Origin of the sequence: Mesorhizobium sp. WSM3866, assembly GCF_002294795.1 — a bacterium.
In the GTDB taxonomy this organism is placed as follows: domain Bacteria; phylum Pseudomonadota; class Alphaproteobacteria; order Rhizobiales; family Rhizobiaceae; genus Mesorhizobium.
On record NZ_NSGC01000009.1, the window covers coordinates 89,360 to 106,072 of the forward strand.

Annotated in this window: 18 protein-coding genes; 12 read left to right on the top strand and 6 right to left on the bottom strand. The window is 63.4% G+C overall.

Going from position 1 to position 16,713, the window contains the following annotated elements; genetic code table 11:
* The first annotated feature begins 143 nt into the window (after positions 1-143).
* The 5 genes from CK222_RS20710 (at position 144) to CK222_RS20730 (ending at position 4,923) form a co-directional block, all read left to right on the top strand.
* Positions 144-569, top strand: a complete 426-nt coding sequence (locus tag CK222_RS20710) for a DUF3775 domain-containing protein (protein ID WP_067326696.1) — start codon at positions 144-146, stop codon at positions 567-569.
* A 193-nt stretch (positions 570-762) separates the two neighbouring features.
* Complete coding sequence (locus CK222_RS20715) at positions 763-1,797, top strand: extensin family protein (RefSeq protein ID WP_095801828.1); 1,035 nt, start codon at positions 763-765, stop codon at positions 1,795-1,797.
* A gap of 185 nt (positions 1,798-1,982) precedes the next feature.
* Positions 1,983-2,735 carry an extensin family protein gene (locus CK222_RS20720; protein WP_245433161.1) on the top strand — a complete coding sequence of 251 codons (753 nt, stop codon included), beginning with the start codon at positions 1,983-1,985 and terminating at the stop codon, positions 2,733-2,735.
* 72 nt (positions 2,736-2,807) lie between these two features.
* Positions 2,808-3,515, top strand: coding sequence for an LssY C-terminal domain-containing protein (locus tag CK222_RS20725; RefSeq protein WP_095801641.1), 708 nt, complete (start codon positions 2,808-2,810; stop codon positions 3,513-3,515).
* Between the two features lie 94 nt (positions 3,516-3,609).
* On the top strand, positions 3,610-4,923 hold the full coding sequence (locus tag CK222_RS20730) for a hemolysin family protein (RefSeq protein WP_095801642.1): 1,314 nt from the start codon (positions 3,610-3,612) through the stop codon (positions 4,921-4,923).
* A 35-nt stretch (positions 4,924-4,958) separates the two neighbouring features.
* Here the strand turns inward: CK222_RS20730 and CK222_RS33395 are convergent, their stop codons facing one another.
* A complete protein-coding gene (locus tag CK222_RS33395; RefSeq protein WP_095801643.1) occupies positions 4,959-5,381 on the bottom strand; it encodes a GNAT family N-acetyltransferase in 423 nt (140 codons plus the stop codon).
* 69 nt (positions 5,382-5,450) lie between these two features.
* Here CK222_RS33395 and CK222_RS20740 point away from each other — a divergent pair, with 69 nt between their 5' ends.
* Positions 5,451-5,861, top strand: coding sequence for a gamma-glutamylcyclotransferase family protein (locus CK222_RS20740; protein ID WP_066994922.1), 411 nt, complete (start codon positions 5,451-5,453; stop codon positions 5,859-5,861).
* A gap of 175 nt (positions 5,862-6,036) precedes the next feature.
* Here CK222_RS20740 and CK222_RS20745 read toward each other — a convergent pair whose 3' ends face one another.
* On the bottom strand, positions 6,037-6,642 hold the full coding sequence (locus tag CK222_RS20745) for an NADPH-dependent FMN reductase (protein WP_067326641.1): 606 nt from the start codon (positions 6,640-6,642) through the stop codon (positions 6,037-6,039).
* A gap of 92 nt (positions 6,643-6,734) precedes the next feature.
* On the opposite strand from CK222_RS20745, the gene CK222_RS20750 reads away from it, so the two are divergent.
* A complete protein-coding gene (locus CK222_RS20750) occupies positions 6,735-7,103 on the top strand; it encodes a helix-turn-helix domain-containing protein (protein WP_095801645.1) in 369 nt (122 codons plus the stop codon).
* A 478-nt stretch (positions 7,104-7,581) separates the two neighbouring features.
* Here the strand turns inward: CK222_RS20750 and CK222_RS20760 are convergent, their stop codons facing one another.
* On the bottom strand, positions 7,582-7,977 hold the full coding sequence (locus CK222_RS20760; RefSeq protein ID WP_095801646.1) for an acyl-CoA thioesterase: 396 nt from the start codon (positions 7,975-7,977) through the stop codon (positions 7,582-7,584).
* Positions 7,978-8,164: 187 nt separating this feature from the next.
* Here CK222_RS20760 and CK222_RS20765 point away from each other — a divergent pair, with 187 nt between their 5' ends.
* Genes CK222_RS20765 through CK222_RS20775 form a run of 3 tightly spaced genes read left to right on the top strand, consistent with a single transcriptional unit; the run spans position 8,165 to position 11,909 of the window.
* Positions 8,165-9,781, top strand: a complete 1,617-nt coding sequence (locus CK222_RS20765) for a GMC family oxidoreductase N-terminal domain-containing protein (RefSeq protein WP_095801647.1) — start codon at positions 8,165-8,167, stop codon at positions 9,779-9,781.
* Entirely contained in the window at positions 9,778-10,989 is a 1,212-nt protein-coding gene (locus tag CK222_RS20770) for a mandelate racemase/muconate lactonizing enzyme family protein (RefSeq protein ID WP_095801648.1), read from the top strand. Before CK222_RS20765 ends, CK222_RS20770 begins: the two co-directional genes overlap by 4 nt.
* Positions 10,986-11,909, top strand: a complete 924-nt coding sequence (locus CK222_RS20775) for an NAD(P)-dependent oxidoreductase (RefSeq protein ID WP_095801649.1) — start codon at positions 10,986-10,988, stop codon at positions 11,907-11,909. Before CK222_RS20770 ends, CK222_RS20775 begins: the two co-directional genes overlap by 4 nt.
* Before the next feature lie 72 nt (positions 11,910-11,981).
* On the opposite strand, the gene CK222_RS20780 is transcribed toward CK222_RS20775, so the two are convergent.
* A complete protein-coding gene (locus tag CK222_RS20780) occupies positions 11,982-12,920 on the bottom strand; it encodes a diacylglycerol kinase family protein (RefSeq protein ID WP_066994447.1) in 939 nt (312 codons plus the stop codon).
* An 831-nt stretch (positions 12,921-13,751) separates the two neighbouring features.
* On the opposite strand from CK222_RS20780, the gene CK222_RS20785 reads away from it, so the two are divergent.
* The gene (locus CK222_RS20785; RefSeq protein ID WP_095801650.1) at positions 13,752-14,273 is read left to right on the top strand and encodes a hypothetical protein; all 522 of its coding nucleotides are present in this window, start codon (positions 13,752-13,754) and stop codon (positions 14,271-14,273) included.
* Between the two features lie 56 nt (positions 14,274-14,329).
* Here CK222_RS20785 and CK222_RS20790 read toward each other — a convergent pair whose 3' ends face one another.
* Positions 14,330-14,818, bottom strand: coding sequence for a hypothetical protein (locus CK222_RS20790; protein ID WP_245433111.1), 489 nt, complete (start codon positions 14,816-14,818; stop codon positions 14,330-14,332).
* Between the two features lie 282 nt (positions 14,819-15,100).
* Here CK222_RS20790 and CK222_RS20795 point away from each other — a divergent pair, with 282 nt between their 5' ends.
* Positions 15,101-15,592: a DUF2314 domain-containing protein gene (locus CK222_RS20795; protein ID WP_095801829.1), complete on the top strand. Its 492-nt coding sequence runs from the start codon at positions 15,101-15,103 to the stop codon at positions 15,590-15,592.
* 75 nt (positions 15,593-15,667) lie between these two features.
* Here CK222_RS20795 and CK222_RS20800 read toward each other — a convergent pair whose 3' ends face one another.
* Positions 15,668-16,711, bottom strand: a complete 1,044-nt coding sequence (locus CK222_RS20800) for a CapA family protein (RefSeq protein WP_095801651.1) — start codon at positions 16,709-16,711, stop codon at positions 15,668-15,670.
* Positions 16,712-16,713: the final 2 nt, after the last annotated feature.

Here is a 16,713-nt window from a genome sequence, read left to right on the forward strand (position 1 = left end):
CCGCTTCGATGCGGTTTCATCCCGAAAACCTGTCAAAAGCCAAACTATTTGGAGGTCAGGCAGCGCATCGCCTCTGCGAACGGATGTGACGCGGGCCGCAAATCCGCTATCATCAGTCGAGCGCACGACGAGGAGAAAGGCCAGTGCAGCAGCGCCTCGAGAAGGAATGGGAGCTTTCCATCGACCCGGATACCGTGCGCCTGTTCATCCTGAAGGCCAAGGCGCTGAGCGCAGCCGTCAACGAGGACTACGACGACGGCGCCGAGCACGAGGTCGAGTTCGATGGCGACAGGCACGACAATCATCATCACGACGGCCTTGTCGAGGAGGCATCGGAAGACCTCACCGAGGAGGAATTCCGCGAGCTTATCAACGACCTCAATGTCGATGAAGCGGCCGAGCTCGTAGCGTTGGCCTGGGTGGGCCGCGGCGACTACGAAGCTTCCGAATGGGTCGACGCGGTGGCGGCCGCGCGCGAGCGCGCCAACAAGCGCACCGCAAAGTACCTGCTCGGACTGCCGCAGCTCGCCGATTGGCTGGAGGAAGGCCTGGAGGCGATCGGCGCGTAACGAACCGGTAACCGATTTTGATCGCAGCGCCGCAGCGTCCAAGGCAACCTTGCGATGCCGGGCCCGTTTCCGGCCGATGGCGAGGCTGAGCTTTTACGGATTTTGCAGACTGGCGCTGCCTTTGGCGGCGGGGATTTTGCTGGTCACGCCGGCCGATGCCAAGCATCGTCACAGGCAGCCGCTGACACCGCGCATGGAGCAGCCGTTGACGCAGCGGGCGGATCAACCACTGCGGCCGAGGAGCAAGCACCGCGTGAGACCGCGCGGCAAGCAGCAAGTCGCGCCAAAGCTGGCGCAACAGCAAACGCAGGACCAGCCGATCTTGCCCGCCGATGCTCTGGTGCCAGAACCACGGCCCGCGGAAGCGCAAAAGGCCGGCACCGCAACGCTGGAAGAGCAGAAGGCTGCCGGTCCAAAGGACGCTGACGCATCTGACCCGATCAATCAGGAAAAGTCTCGTGAGGGAAAGCGGCAGCATCCCGAGCCTTCGGCCACCGAGCCGTCAACCGACACGGAAGGCGAACCTGAGGCGCCGTCTGCGGTGCCGATTCCGACGCAACGACCCGACATCGCGGAACCGAAGCCGCCCGCTGCCGCACCGAAGCCACCTGAAAAGCCGGCTGATACCCACGACAACAAAATACTGCCCGATCCGCGCTCCGCTGAGCTGCCAGCCGACAAGATGCCGGCGGAGGAGGTTGCCTGCCGTGAGCGCCTCAAGACGCTCGGCGTCGAATTCGAGGAGCACAAGGCCGAGCACGACGCCGAGATCGGCTGCTCCATTCCCTATCCCATCGTCATGAAAACATTAGGAAAATCGATCAGTATCGGCGCCGGAGCCGAACTCAACTGCCAAATGGCGGAGGCTGCGGCACGATTTGCCGTCGAAGTCATCCAACCCGCCGCGAAGGCCGAATTTGGCGCCGATCTCAAATCGATCGGCCAGGCCTCCGCCTTTGTTTGCCGCCAGCGCAACGGTGGTGGAAAGCTTTCGGAGCACGCCTTCGGCAATGCGCTGGACATTGCGTCCTTCACACTCTCCGACGGCAGGACGATCGAGGTCGGCCCGGTGCCGCCCGAAAAAGATGCAAACTTCCTGAACACGATCCGCAAGGCCGCCTGCGGGCCGTTCAAGACGGTGCTCGGCCCAGGCAGCGATCCGGACCATGCGCTGCACTTCCACTTCGACCTCGAACCGAGACGGAATGGCGGAACGTTCTGCCAATGAGTGGGTGCGAAGAACAGATGCCGCAATTCGGCCCCAGGCGTGAATGCCGGCGCTGATCTTTCCTTTACTCTTGCCGACTAGACTTGTGCCATCCGGGGACAGGATGCCTTTCGATGGCCGCAATATTTGGCGCCAGCCTCGCCTTGGCGCGACCAAGCACTCGTGCGCGCTCCGTTGCCGTCAGAATGACAACGGGGCTCGCAATCACAGCGGTCTCGGCCTGCACCACCGGCGATGTCTTTTCGCTGCAGCCGGCCGTCGACGTCGGCAGCCAGACCTCCGCCATGCCCGAGGCTCCGCAATATTCCGGCATGCAGAGGCTTGTTCCGTCCGATCCCTACCTGACCCAGGCAGCCTATCCGCGCATGGATGAGCCCTTGTCTGCGCCCGAGCAGATGCCGGCCGGCGAGATCGACTGCCGCAATGAATTGAAACGGCTTGGCGTCGTTTACCAGGACATCCAGCCTATCCACGAAGGCCAGTGCGGCATCGACTTCCCGGTGAAAGTTTCAGCCATCGGCAGCGTCGAGATGAAACCGGCAGCGACACTGACCTGCAACATGGCCGCGACCTTCGCCGCCTGGACCAGGAACGAGCTCGTGCCGGCAGCCCGCTGGCGCTATTTCTCCGGCGTCAGGGCGATCCACCAGGGCTCGAGCTATTCGTGCCGCAAGATCGCCGGCGAGGGCGTCTTGTCGGAGCACGGCAAGGGCAATGCGCTCGACGTCATGAGCATCGAGCTCAACAATGGCAACGACATCGACGTTCGCAAGCCTGGCCTGTTTGCGTTCCGCACCCGCGGCTTCCTCAACAATGTTCGCGCCGACGGCTGCCAATATTTCAACACGGTCCTCGGCCCGGGCTACAATTACGACCACCGCAACCACTTTCACTTCGACGTCAAGAATCGCAAGAACGGCTACCGCGCCTGCCGCTGACCTTCGGCCTACTGCCCAACCGGCCCAACACCGCATAGAGTGGGCCGGGCACAGGCTTGGGAGTGGTCTCTCGTGGGTGAGCGAAGCCTTAGGCGACGCGCGGCGATCTGGCTGGTGGCTTTCTGTGCTTTCTATCTTGGCTTTGCCTACCTTGCCGCGCCGGAATTCTGGACGTGGCGGGAGCGCGGCTTCCGCACGCAGCGCTTCGAGATGGTGACGCACACGCCGCAGGGCATTCCCGGCGACCCGATCAATGTCGGACTTGTCGGCACCGAGAAGGAGATGGTCCGCGCCTTTGCCGTGGCCGGCTGGGACACGGCCGACGCCGTCACGCTCAGGACAGTGATCGACATCGGCGAGAGCGTCTTGTTCTCCCGACCCTATCCCGATGCGCCGATCAGCCGCCTGCTGTTTGAAGGCCGCGCCCAGGACCTCGTTTTCGAAAAGCCCGTCGGCGACAGCGCCGACCGGCGCCACCACGTCCGCTTCTGGCAGACAAATACCGTCGGCGACGACGGCCGCCCGCTCTGGCTGGGTGCCGCCAGCTTCGACCGCGGCGTCGGCCTGAGCCACGACACCGGTGCCATCACCCATCATATCGGCCCGGACATCGACGCCGAGCGCAACTTCCTGATCGGCGACCTCAGCACCGCAGGCATGCTGACATCGACCAGCGAGATCCCGGGGATCGGCGCGACGAAAAACGGCAGGAACGGCGGCGGCGATCCCTATTTCACCGACGGTATGGCGGTGGTTGGCGTGTTGAAGCAATTGCCCTAGCGCATCCGGTATTCTCGAAGCAGCAAACCGCGCAATTCGAAAAACGCCCAACCCGCTATTTTCGAATGCACCGCAGCAATGCTATTGACGCCGCATGCTATACCTCGAAATCGCCGTTGTGGCCGCCCTCATCCTGGTGAACGGCCTTTTGGCCATGTCGGAGCTGGCTATCGTCTCGTCGCGGCCGGCCCGCCTCAAGGCGATGATCGACCGCAATGTCAGGGGTGCCGGCCTCGCGCTGGCGCTCGGCTCCAATCCCGGCAAGTTTCTGTCCTCGGTGCAGATCGGCATCACTCTGGTCGGCGTCCTTTCCGGCGCCTTTTCCGGCGCCACGCTCGGCGAGCGACTGGCTCAATACTTGGCCTCGACCGGCATCCGCGAGAACATCGCCGACCCCATCGGCGTCGGCATTGTCGTCGCGGTCATCACCTACGCCTCGCTGATCGTCGGCGAGCTCGTGCCGAAGCAGATCGCGCTCAGGGATCCTGAGCGCGTCGCAGTCCGCGCCGCACCGGCGATGACCATTCTCGCCAAGGTATCGGCGCCGCTCGTCTTTCTGCTCGACATTTCCGGCCGCGCGGTTTTGTGGTTGCTCGGCCAGGCCGGCGAGGCGGAAGAGAAGGTCACGGACGAGGAGATCAAGATGCTGGTCGCCGAGGCCGAGCATCACGGCACCATCGAATCCGACGAGCGCCGCATGATCGCCGGCGTCATGCGCCTTGGCGACCGCGCCGTGCGCGCCGTGATGACGCCGCGCACCGAGGTCGACTGGATCAACCTGCAATCCGACGAGGCGGCCATCAAGCGGCTTCTGATGGAGAGCCAGCATTCGCGCCTGCCTGCGGGCGACGGCAATGTCGATGCCATGATAGGGGTCATCCAGACGCGCGACGTGCTGGCCGCCCTTCTTGCCGGCAGAGTGTTGGATCCGCGCCAGCATGTCCGCACCGCGCCAATCGTCCATGATCAGGCCGACGCGCTCGACGTGCTGCAAAGGCTGCGGGAATCGGACGTGCCCATGGCGCTCGTCCATGACGAATACGGCCATTTCGAAGGCATCGTCACGCCGGCCGACATCCTGGAAGCGATCACCGGCGTCTTCCGCTCGGACCTCGACGCCGGCGAGGAAGAGAACGCGGTCAAACGCGAGGACGGCTCATGGCTGCTTGCCGGCTACATGCAGGCTGACGAGATGGCCGAGGTGCTGGGCATCGACTTGCCGGAGAACCGCGACTACGAGACGGTGGCCGGCTATGTGCTGTCGCATCTGCACCACCTTCCCGCTACCGGCGAATGCGTGGACGCGCAAGGCTGGCGCTTCGAGGTGGTCGACCTCGACGGCCGGCGTATCGACAAGCTGATCGCCACCCGCCTGCCCGACGGCCACCGTCCGATGGCGCGCCGATAGCGAGCCTGGATCTGCCGGGTTTTCCCAACGTCCATTCAGGCCAGTTCCTTGCGAAGAAAGACGCGGGCCTGCCGATCGAAGCCGAACGGAACGCGGCCGAACTCCACATAACCGTGGCGGATGTAGAATCCAGGCGCCTGAAAGCTGCTTGTCTCCACGACGGCGCGTCTGCAGCCCCGCGCCTTTGCCTCTTCTTCGACGGCGGCGAGCAGCTGGCCCCCGTAAGACAGACCGCGCAAATGCGCGGGCACGAAAAACATGTCCAAGAACAGAAGGCCGAGTTCGGTCCTTCCCCATAGGCCGCCCAAAGCTTTGCCCGAGCCAGCACACAATACGGCGCCTATGGGAATGCGGTCGTCCGTCCCTGTGATGGCGACGTTATAGCGGTAGAGCGCCGCGGCGGCCTCGGCTTTCGCGGCTTCGTCCGCAGACAGGATAATTGAGAATTCTTGAGTCATGCGGATTTGCACCTGCCCTGAACATGGCGAAAACGGATGAACTTCCAGCTTCGGCCGGCGTTCCGGAGAATGCTCGTCAACCTCTTCGTGTTCGGAACCTTGAAGAGAGGGTTTCCTCTTCACAAGGCGGGTTTGTCCGGGGCCGCGTGCATCGGTGCCTGCAGGACCCGTGAGCGTTTCCCGATGCTGATTGCCGGACCTCGCTTCGCTCCGATGATGTTCAATGAACCGGGTCTCGGCTTCCACGTCAGGGGCGAGCTCTACGCGGTCGACGACCGCGCCCTGGCCGGGCTTGACCGGATCGAATCCGTTGGCAAGCCCGGCAACCTGCGCGTCCCGATCGAGGTTGAGCCCATTGAAGGCGGTCCGCATGTCCTGGCGCAGGCTTACATGAAATCCCGCCGTCTCGCGGATCCCGTCCATTCGGGATATCTGGATTTCTACGACGATCGGCGTTTCAAACTTCACGCGAACGCCTAAGGTTGCGCCCGAAGGATGCCCAATTGAAATCCGACTTTCTCCAGTATGCCTGACATAAAAGCGGCAGCAGAGCGAAATCCTTGAGCGATCCTCTGTCGAACGACCGAGGCTTCCGCAAATAAAAGGGGCGGCGCAAGCGCCGCCCGTAGATGATATTTTGGGAGGATGAAGCGGCTTAAGCCGCCTGGGCTTCACTGGCGATCGCGTCGGCGGCGCGCGCCGCCTTCAGCACCTTCGCCCACCAGGCAACGTCATTGATGAGCGCCGCCGCCGCCTGGTTCAGATGTTCGATCTCTTCCAGCTTCTTGTCGCCCTGGCGGACCGCAAGGAAATCGCCCCAGGCGATGTGCACTGCCGACTTGACCGGCGCCATTTGTAGCTCGACGGCGATCAGGCGAAGCTGCTCGACGGCGCGCGCGCCGCCGACGCTGCCATAGCCGACGAAACCAGCCGGCTTCTTGTTCCATTCATTGGCGGCGTAATCGATGGCGTTCTTCAAGACGGCGGTCGGCGCGTGATTGTATTCGGCCGCGGTGAAGATGAAGCCGTCGAACTCGGCGACCTTCTTCTGCCAGCGCTGCGCCACCTCGTTCTGCGACGGCGCCCAGGCCGAGGATGCGACCTCATCGAAGAACGGCAGCGGCCAGTCGCGCAAATCAACGACTTCGACGTCGATATCGGCATGCGTCTTGGCAATCTTGGCGATCCACTGCGTCGGGACGTCGGCGAAGCGGGCGGCGCGCGTCGAACCGACGACAATGGCGATTTTGGGTTTGGACATAAGGGGGCTCTCCTTGCGGGGGAATTTCGGTATCGTTTGGATACCGGCGCTATATGTGATACTGACAAAGTGGCGCGCAAGGAGGCACATTTTTGTTACCGAGGCACCCGTACAACACTGAGGACTGCCGGGCCGTATCGGAAATCCTGCAACGGGTCGGCGACAAATGGACCGTTCTGGTGGTCGGCAAGCTGGGCGGCGGACCGATGCGCTTCAATGAATTGCGCACGGCCGTCGGCGGCATCTCACAAAAGATGCTGACCATCACCTTGCGCGGTCTGGAGCGCGACGGCTTTGTCACGCGCAAGGTTTTCCCGACCATTCCGCCGCGCGTCGATTACGAGCTGACCGAGCTCGGCCACGAGTTGCTGGTGCCGGTTGGCGCGCTCGGCGAATGGGCACGAAAGAATACCAATCGAGTACGCGCGGCGCGCGCGAAATTCGATGGCGACCATCCCTGAAGGCCTTGAAGCGCAACGTGTTGCGAGCATCGCTCCGCAGCGTTGCTGACTGAGCAAGGAGTCTGCAGTTGTGTCTTTTTGACTTGTCGTATTCGAGGGCACATCAACCTTGATGCCCGCCCGACCCTGACGGCTTTGGTCGCGCCTGAGAGGAGCGCTCAGGCTTTTGACGTGGTACTGCCACGGGGCGCCAAGGAGCAGACTGCGCACATCGCTCCCTGACTCTGGTCCGCCCCGAAACCATGCACCCACGCGGTGCGCGGGAGCTCTTTTTTCACTTCTGCATAGGCAGTTATGCCGAGCAAGCAGGTAAGTGCGAGAAGGGCTGCCACGAGCCAGCCGTTCAGCATATGTTGACGCATTGTCTTTCCTCCAGCGGCACGCACCGTCGGGCGCGGAAGCAACCATCGGATGTCGCCGGACGCACGTCCCGCGCAAGAGTTGTTACAAATTTGCCTATCCGGAAAAGCGTTCGCCGTCAGCTTTCGGCTGGGATCTGTTTCGGCTTGCCGTCGCCGTCGAGCGCCACCATGACGAAATCGGCATGGGTGACCTTCTCCATCAGGTCGGTGAGATGGCGCTGCGCCCAGGCCTCGACCTTGAGCGTCATCGAGGTGCGGCCGACGCGTTCAACATGGGTGTAGATGCAGAGCGTGTCGCCGATCTTCATCGGCTTGGCGAAGGACATCTCCTTCACTGCCGCCGTCACCACGCGACCCTTGGCGCGCTCGGCCGCGCGGATGCCGCAGGCTAGGTCCATCTGCGCCATCACCCAGCCGCCAAAAATGTCGCCGGCGGCATTGGCATCCGACGGCATGGCGAGCGTCCTCAATGTCAGGTCGCCGAGCGGCTTTCCGTCTGCGTAGTGCACCATGAGGGGTCCTCCAGCCGCTGCTTCCTGAAGCCGTACCAACGCCATCACGATGTCGCAAGCTTTGCTGAAGGCGAAAGCGGCGCCGCCGCCCGGTCGCTTTTTTCACAAGCCATGCCGGAAGCCCCGGCGACGACGTGAGCCGGCAATGTCTAGGGTAAGCCCGAATTTCGGAGCCCGCCCGTGCATCATGCAGACTTATGATTTCATCATCGTCGGCTCCGGCTCGTCCGGTTCGGTGGTCGCGGAAAGGCTCTCGGCTTCCGGTCGCTTTTCGGTACTGGTGCTGGAGGCAGGCGGAACCGACCGCCGTTTCTATGTCCAAATGCCGCTCGGCTACGGGAAGACCTTCTTCGATCCGGCCGTCAACTGGAACTACAAGGCCGATCCCGATCCCGGCCTCGGCAACAATGCCGACCACTGGCCGCGCGGCAAGCTGCTCGGCGGCTCGAGCTCGATCAACGCCATGGTCTTCATTCGCGGCGCGCGCGAGGACTTCGATGCCTGGGCCGCCGCCGGCAATGCGGGCTGGAGCTTTGACGACCTGCTCCCCGCTTTCAAAGCGTTGGAGGACAACGAGGCCGGCGCCGACCAATGGCGCGGGGTCGGCGGCCCCTTGCACATCACCGATTGCTCGAATGCGGTGCATCCGCTGACCAAGCGCTATCTGGCGGCCGCCCAGCAGGCCGGACTGCCGTTAAATCCGGATTTTAACGGCGCCTCCCAGGAGGGCGTCGGCGTCTACCAGATCACCACCAGGAACGGCCGCCGCATGTCCGCCGCCCGCGCGTTCCTGCGCCCGGCGATGAAACGTAACAATGTGCGCGTCGAGACCAACGCGCTGGCGACGAAAATCCTGTTCGAGGGCAAGCGCGCCGTCGGCGTCGAGTACCAGCAAAACGGCGAAACCAAGAGGGTTCGCGCGGGCCGCGAGGTGATCCTCTCCGGCGGCTCGGTCAACTCGCCGCAACTGCTGCAGCTCTCCGGTGTGGGCCCGTCGGCGCTGCTCGGCGATCTCGGCATCCCGGTCGTCCACGCCAACGACAATGTCGGGGCCAACCTGCAAGACCATGTCGGCATCAACTACACCTTCAAGGGCAAGCTGCCGACGCTGAACCAGATCCTGCGGCCATGGTGGGGCAAGCTGCTGGTGGGCATGCAGTACATCCTGCTGCGTTCCGGTCCGCTGTCGTTGTCGATGAACAATGCCGGCGGCTTCTTCCGCACCGACCCGTCGATGGCGCGGCCGAACATGCAGCTCTATTTCCAGGCCTTCTCCACCGTCATCCCCAAGAGCGGCGAGCGCCCGATCCTTACGCCCGATCCGTGGCCGGGCTTCTCCATCGGACTTTCCAATTGCCGGCCGTCGAGTCGCGGCGAGATCATGATCCGCTCGAAGGATCCGCGCGACTATCCGAAGATCACGGCGAACGCCTATTCCACCAACGCCGATGTCGACGAGATGCTGGCGGCGGTGAAGTTCGTGCGCAAGATCGCCTCGATGCCGGCGATGGCCGAGATCATCGAGGAAGAAGTTTTGCCTGGTCCGTCAATTACTTCCGATGCCGATCTGATTCAGGATTTCAGGAAGCGCTCGGGCACCGTCTACCATCCCGTCTCGACCTGTCGCATGGGTCCGGACGCTTCGCGCGCCGTCGTCGATCCCCGGCTTCGGGTGCATGGGCTCGAGGGCTTGCGTGTGATCGACGCATCGATCTTTCCCGACAACATCACGGGCAACACCAACGCCGCCGCAATCCTCACCGGATGGAAAGGCGCCGAGCGGGTTCTGGAGGATCAGAAATGAAAGTCACCGACGTCAAGACCTGGGTTGTCGGCAACCCGCCGCCCGGCATCGGCGGCAAGTATTTCATCTTCGTCAAGCTCACCACCGATGGCGGCGTGGTCGGCTATGGCGAGGCCTACAACGCCACCTTCTCGGCGCATGTCACTGCCAAGATGATCGAGGATATGGCCGAGCGCTACCTCATCGGCCGCGATCCGCACGATATCGAGAACATCTTCCGCCGCGTCTATTCCTCCGGCTTCACCCAGCGTCCCGACGTTTCCGGGATGGGCTGCTTTTCGGCACTCGAAATGGCCTGCTGGGACATCATCGGCAAGGAGGCCGGCAAGCCGGCCTACAAGCTGCTCGGCGGCCAGGTGCACGAGACGCTGCGCTCCTACACCTATCTCTATCCGCACACCGGCAGCGTCCATTCGGAAGACGCCCGCGGCCAGAACGTCTACAACGATCCCGACATGGCCGCGGCCTGCGCTCTGGAATATGTCGAGCAGGGATTTAACGCCGTCAAGCTCGACCCGGCCGGGCCTTACACGGCCTATGACGGCCATCAGCCGCGCCTGATCGACATCGACCTCTCGGCGCGCATGATCAAGGCGATCCGCGAGGCGGTAGGCACCAGGGCGGACATCCTGTTCGGAACCCATGGCCAGTTCACCGCCTCCGGTGCGCTTCGTATGGCCCGTGCAATCGAGCCCTACGATCCGCTGTGGTTCGAGGAGCCGGTGCCGCCGGACATGCCCGAGGTGATGGCGCAGGTCGCTCGCGGCACCTCGATTCCTATCGCCACCGGCGAGCGGCTGACGACAAAATTCGAATTCGCGCGCGTCATCGAGAACCGCGCCGCGACCATCCTGCAGCCGGATCTCGGCCGCTCCGGCGGCATTCTCGAAACCAAGAAGATCGCCGCCATGGCCGAGGCCTACCACATCCAGGTCGCGCCGCATTGCTATTGCGGGCCGATCGTCGGCGCCGCCAACATCCAGCTTGCGGTGACTCTGCCCAACTTCCTCATCCTGGAATCGTTGAAGCAGTGGGACGGTTTTCACGCCACGCTGCTCAAGAAGAAGATCGAATGGCAGGATGGCCACGTCATCCCATCGAAGGAGCCAGGCCTCGGTGTCGAGCTCAACGAGGAAATCTGCGAGGCGCACCCCTATAGCGGCAAGGACCTGCATCTGCAGATGATGCAGACGCCGCTGATGCCGTGACCGCGCGCCTCGCCTACGCCTTCATCGGCCTTGGTCATCTCGGCGGCAACCTTGCCGCCAGCCTGCTGCGCCACGGCTTCGCTGTTGCCGTTTTCGATCGTGACCCAGCGGCGGTTGCGCGTTTGGTCGCGCTCGGCGCTACGGCGGCGGCGAGCCCGGCGGATGCCGCGACCCGCGCCGGCAATGCGATCACCTGCCTGCCCTCGCCGAAAGTGAGCGAAGCTGTGCTCGCCGGTTCTGACGGATTGCTGGACGGCCTGGCCGCCGGCGGCACCTGGATCGAAATGTCGACCAATGGCCGCGACGAGATCCTGCGGCTGGCCGCACTTGCTTCGGCGAAAGGTGTCGAGACGCTGGAATGTCCGGTCACCGGCGGCGTGCACTTGGCGGCGGCAGGAAAGATCACCGCGCTGGTAGGAGGGGACGCCGCGCTCTACGAGCGCCACCGGCCGGCGATCCAGGCAATGTGCGCCAAATCGTTCCTGATGGGACCGGTCGGCTCGGGGGCGGTGATCAAGGTCATCACCAACATGCTGGCCTTCATCCATCTGGTCGCCGCCGGCGAGGCATTGATGCTCGCCAACCAGGGCGGGCTCGACCTCGCCCAGGCCTATCACGCCATCGTCGCCTCTTCCGGCAACAGCTTCGTCCACGAGACCGAAAGCCAGCTCATCCTGAACGGCTCCTACGACATCGGCTTCACCATGGACCTGGCTTTGAAGGATCTCGGTTTCGCGTTGTGCATGGCCAGGGATTTTCGCGTGCCGCTGCAACTGGCACCACTCGTCAACCAGATTTTCGAGGTCGGCAGGCAGAAGTATGGCGGTGGCGCCTGGTCGACCCAGATCGTCAAGCTTCTGGAGGATGCGGTCGGCACGGAGCTTCGCGCGCCAGGCTTCCCGGCCAAGCTCGAACTGTAATCCGCCAAAACTTTAGCCAGCTATTTCAATCGCCTAATCACACCGGCGGAATCAAACCTTCAGGCAGGCGATTCAACACCTGAGCGTCAATGCGCCGGGCAATATCTCGAAAGTTGCCGGAATCCGACCTGGCGACTCGCCGTCTATGTCGACTAGCGCTCCGTTCTTCTCAACGTCGCCTAGCGGTTCGACCAGCACCTTGCGACCGCGCAGGATGGTGATCGCCGGATGGTTGCGGTGGCGCCCGCCATAGAGGAGACGGATGTCGCGGATCAGCCCAAGCTTGCCGGCGGCGCGCAGGATGACGACATCGAACTGGCCGTCGGACAGATCGGCGTCCGGCGCAATCATCATGCCGCCACCGAAGAATTTCCCGTTGGCTACCGCCACCAGCGCCATGCGCGCCTCGACCGGCTCGCCGTCGTCTATGGTGATCCTGACCTCCTGGAAGCGATAGCGGATGAATTCCAGCACTGTGCGCCAGAAGAAAAGCGCTTTGGCCGAGACCCTGCCCTTGCGCTTGTCCGCATTGACCGCGCGATCGGTGGCGCCGGAGAGGCCGAGGCTGGCGATGTTGATGAAGTGACGGCTGGCGAGCGCGCCGTGGTCGTCGATGTAGCAGACGCGGCCGGCATCGACCTTGCGCGCGCCGGCGCCGGCGATACGCGCCAGTGCTTCCTCGATTTCGTCGGGCAGGCCGAGCCCTCTGGCGAAATCGATACCGGTGCCGCAGGGCAAAAGGCCGAGCGCGCTGGTCCGGCCGGTCTCATGCTCTGCCTGCAGCAGCCCGTCCGCCACCTCGCTGGCGGTGCCGTCGCCGCCGGCCGCGATCACCAGATCGCACCCGCTGGCCGCGAGGTCGATTGCCAATCGCTCGGCGTCGCCGCTGGTCTGCGTCTCGCGCAGCTCGAAATCTCCGAAATGCCTCTTGAGCGATGCGGCGGCTTCGGACCAATGCCGCTTGAGCTTGCCCCCTCCCGCTATCGGATTGAGAACCACCCCGACCTTCAACCTGATCTCCCCCGAGGCATATTGCGTGGAAGCGCAAGGCGACTCGGCTGATGCAGCGCCACAGCACTTTGCCGGCATTCAAACGCGGGCCGACTGGCGGGGCAAGGCTCATCGTCGAAAGGACCGCGGAAAATGGGGACAGGCTGTCTAAGGCGTTCGGCCCGCAAATTCCGAGACTTGTCGCATCGGTCCCCGATAATCCCGCTATCCACAGGTCCGCGTCTATTCCGCAAATTCCTTACCCGGCATACATTGAACCCATCTCAGGCGGCTACCGAACGCCCCGGCCGAAAGGCAGAAGCGCAAGGCGGATTTCCTGAGGCCCGTACGGCCCAGAACGAGAGCAGGTTCGCCTGCTGGAGGGACGGATGCCGAGACCTACGGGTGCCGCGGAAAGCGTGCGAACGCCGACGGCGGACCGATGCTGCCATGAAGGCGGGTGAAACCTTCGATGGTGCGCCGGCAAAGCCCGCAAGGGTGGAGATCGGCGTGGTCTGGAACGGACGCTGCCTTCGGGTGGCGACTGGCAGGACCGTCAAAATCAAGGCCGGCCTGGCGCGACGACTTTACGGAAGTTGCTGCCGTAACCGGTTCCTGATCTGACAGGGAGGCGCTGGGAGCAATCCCAGCGCCGACTGTTTTTTTGGGCTGCCCCTTTCACCGGCCCTTTTCCCAGCGTCCTGCACCTCCCCAGCATCTGCCACTGATGCTTCCCCGCCACAGTCGCAAGCCAAGCAACGCGCAGACACGCTCAATTCACAATCGCGGCCAAATCCCGCCTTGTTCCCCGGCGATTGATCGCCTGGGAACGAAGTTCAAAGGGACAAGACCGTGATCAAGACCGCCCTTGTCGCCATGACCATTGTCGGCTGCGACTGCGACGCCAAGCTCTGCGAGTATATCGGCGAGACTCCCGCCAAATGGGCGACGATTGCCGACTGCGAAGCGGCGATGAAGAGCCAGATGCTGCATCAGCGCAATTTCAATTATCCGCTGGTTTCCGGCATCTGCCGCACCAAAGGGTCGGCATCGACTTCGGAGCTCGCAGCCAAAGCGTCAAGGCCGGAGCTGAGGCCGCCGAACCGCGTCGTCGAACCCATTGCCCCATTGCCGCCCGAGCTCAGCCGTCGGCCGAGCGTCCCGGTCGGCACGACGGTGACGGCGAGCGAGACGGAAGCCGCGCGGCCTGTTGCCTTCGAGGCCGCGGTCGACGGCGGCAGCGCCGTGCTCTATCGCACCAAGGCTAGTTATGCCGTGGTCAAGACCGATCTCGGCCGCGCGGCCAACGCGACGGTGGACATGGCAAAGCGATCGGCGAACTGGCTGGCGGGACTCGTGCCGAGCGGGCTGTAATCCAGCACCGGAAGCGCACGAAACCGGTATTCCAGGCACTTGAATATCAGCGCGCCTTACAGTTTGACCTTCAGCGTCTGCCAGAATTTGTCGATCATCGGTTGCTCGGTTGCGGTGTCCTGATCGCCGATGCGCGTGATGAACAGCAGCCCCTGATCGGCAAGACCGAAGCCGACGATCTCGAAATCGGCCTTGTCGGTACGCGTCTTCACCGTGGCTTTGATGCCGGTCAACTGCTTGCCGTCGGCGAGCTTGCGGGTCGTCGGCTCCTGTATCAGCGTGCCGCCCGCCTGAACCGACTCCTTGGTCATCTCTTGCAGCATCAGCTGATTGAGCGACACCGGATTCATCTTGCCGTATTCCTGCACCACGACGACGGTGCCGAGGGCCGAGGCAGCGAGGTATTGGGTGATGCTCTCGCCGAGATCCGTCTTGGTGACGGAAATGCTGCTCGGATGAACAAAGGAAAACCTGCCGCCGGACAAAGTGTCGAAGTCGTTGCGGCCGAGCCGCACCCTGGCCCTCTTACCGCCGGGCAAGGTCACGTCTGCATCCTTGCCGGGATCATCGCCGTGGCACCAAGTTTCATTCGCATGTCCTGTCCTCTCCGGCGGTCGGCGCTTTCGACTCTTTGACGACCGAGAGCGCTTCCGTTCCCGTTACCATCCGCTCGTGACGGATAGACTGACCACACCCGGCAAAAACCATAGGGGTACCGGAACGCTGCAGACGAAGGCCGCCGCTGGCGCGTCGGAACAATGCAGTGCCTGATTGATAATGCCGGCACGATGCGGGAAGATGAGCGCCTACCTGGAGTTGGGGGCTTCATGACCTTTGCCGTTCGCGCCACACTAAGCTTGTTACTGGCACTCGCGCCCTTGCCTGTTCGAGCGCAGGACACCGATCAGGGTGACGACAAAACGGTGATGGTAGCCCCGGACGATGCCGAAATGGCGGCGGCGATTGCAAAGGCACGATCCAGCCTGGACGACTTCCTGGCTTTGTCCGACGCGCCGCCGCCGGGAACCGGCAGGTTCAAGCTGAAGGTCATGGTGGTCGACGGACATGCGACGGAGCATTTCTGGCTCCCCTTCAAGCGGACCGCCACCGCCTTTGTCGGCATATTGGCGAACGAGCCTAAACTCGTCCGCAACGTGGTATTCGGCCAGAACATCGAATTCTCCAAGGACGATATCTCCGACTGGGGATACACCAGGGACGGCCATCAGGTCGGCAGCTTCACCGTCTGCGTGATGTTCAAGAAAATGTCCAAGGAAGAAGCGGATTACATGCGCACCCAATACGGCTTCGACTGCTGAACTGCATCCAAGGCATTACAGCTGCCTTTGCGGCAAGCTCGCCGCGGCCAGTCGGTCCGGGTCAGAAGTCGGCTGTCAGCCGGAAAAGATCGCGCTTAGGCGTTCGGTAACCTTCCGCTTCAACAATCCCTCCTCCAGCGCCTCCACCGGCACCAGCCGCTCATGGCTGCCTTTGGCGAGGCGCATGAAGAAATGCAGTTTGTAAGCGGCAATCTTGCCTCGCGCGGCTGCGTCCGTGCGGACGTCGACGACCAGGATCGAACCGATGCGGCCGGGCCATGGCTGCCTGGCAAAAGCCGTGCCGAGGAAGTCGCCAAGACCGTAGGCGACGAGCGCATCGCCGATGCGCTCGAGCGGCTGTACGACATGGGCGTGGTGGCCGGCAATCAGCCGGACGCCGCGACCCGCCAGCCGTCGCGCCAGTGCCCGCGTCGCAGGTCTCGGAAAATGTCGGAACTCCCAGTCCCAATGCGGCACCGCACAGAGCAAGTCGACGTCCGCGAGGATCCCGAGCGGCCATTCGGCCGGATCGCCCGCCATGGAAATCCGCGCCCGAAATTCGGCCTCGTCAGCGTTGCGCCAAAGCGTGAACGCGGCGAAGCCGATCGTCAGCGACCCGGCGGCCTGGTGTTGGACCGGGCCGCCGGCCGCGGTGCCGATGGTGCGGATGCCGAGCCGCTTCAGCGCCGCGACCGTCTCGTCGAAGCCGGCAACGCCCTGGTCGAGGACATGATTGTTGGCGAGCGACAGCACGAGACTGTCACGGGCAATGCCGACGGCTGCCAGCGAATCCGCCAGGAAGCGTTCGCTCATCGCGTGATGCGTGCCAAGCCGCGTGCCCGCCACCGCGCTCGGCCGCTCGACGATCGGGCTTTCGCAATTGCCGACCACGAGATCGGCCGAAGCGAGCAGCGCCGCGATCGCAGGGTCGCATTCCGGCACCCTGCGATTGGCGACCGCCGACAGGTCGCCGATGAAGGCAAGCCGCACAGTTTGCGTTGGCCCCGGCACCATCAGCGTCGCTGCCGGCGCCGCGAAACCGTTTCTGTCGCCGCCAAGCGACGGCTTCAGAAAACGCGGCAGCCACGACAATTTGTAGGAGAGCGGATAATTCGACACGC

Bases quoted from the DNA above. Each gene is read 5' to 3' on its own strand.
- CK222_RS20760 (WP_095801646.1), bottom strand. From the start codon at position 7,977: ATGGTGCACTACGCAGACGGAAAGCCGCTCGGCGACCTGACATTGAGG.
- CK222_RS20720 (WP_245433161.1), top strand. From the start codon at position 1,983: ATGACAACGGGGCTCGCAATCACAGCGGTCTCGGCCTGCACCACCGGC.
- CK222_RS20730 (WP_095801642.1), top strand. From the start codon at position 3,610: ATGCTATACCTCGAAATCGCCGTTGTGGCCGCCCTCATCCTGGTGAAC.
- CK222_RS20765 (WP_095801647.1), top strand. From the start codon at position 8,165: ATGCAGACTTATGATTTCATCATCGTCGGCTCCGGCTCGTCCGGTTCG.
- CK222_RS20715 (WP_095801828.1), top strand. From the start codon at position 763: ATGGAGCAGCCGTTGACGCAGCGGGCGGATCAACCACTGCGGCCGAGG.
- CK222_RS20795 (WP_095801829.1), top strand. From the start codon at position 15,101: ATGACCTTTGCCGTTCGCGCCACACTAAGCTTGTTACTGGCACTCGCG.
- CK222_RS33395 (WP_095801643.1), bottom strand. From the start codon at position 5,381: ATGACTCAAGAATTCTCAATTATCCTGTCTGCGGACGAAGCCGCGAAA.
- CK222_RS20745 (WP_067326641.1), bottom strand. From the start codon at position 6,642: ATGTCCAAACCCAAAATCGCCATTGTCGTCGGTTCGACGCGCGCCGCC.
- CK222_RS20770 (WP_095801648.1), top strand. From the start codon at position 9,778: ATGAAAGTCACCGACGTCAAGACCTGGGTTGTCGGCAACCCGCCGCCC.
- CK222_RS20740 (WP_066994922.1), top strand. From the start codon at position 5,451: ATGCTCGTCAACCTCTTCGTGTTCGGAACCTTGAAGAGAGGGTTTCCT.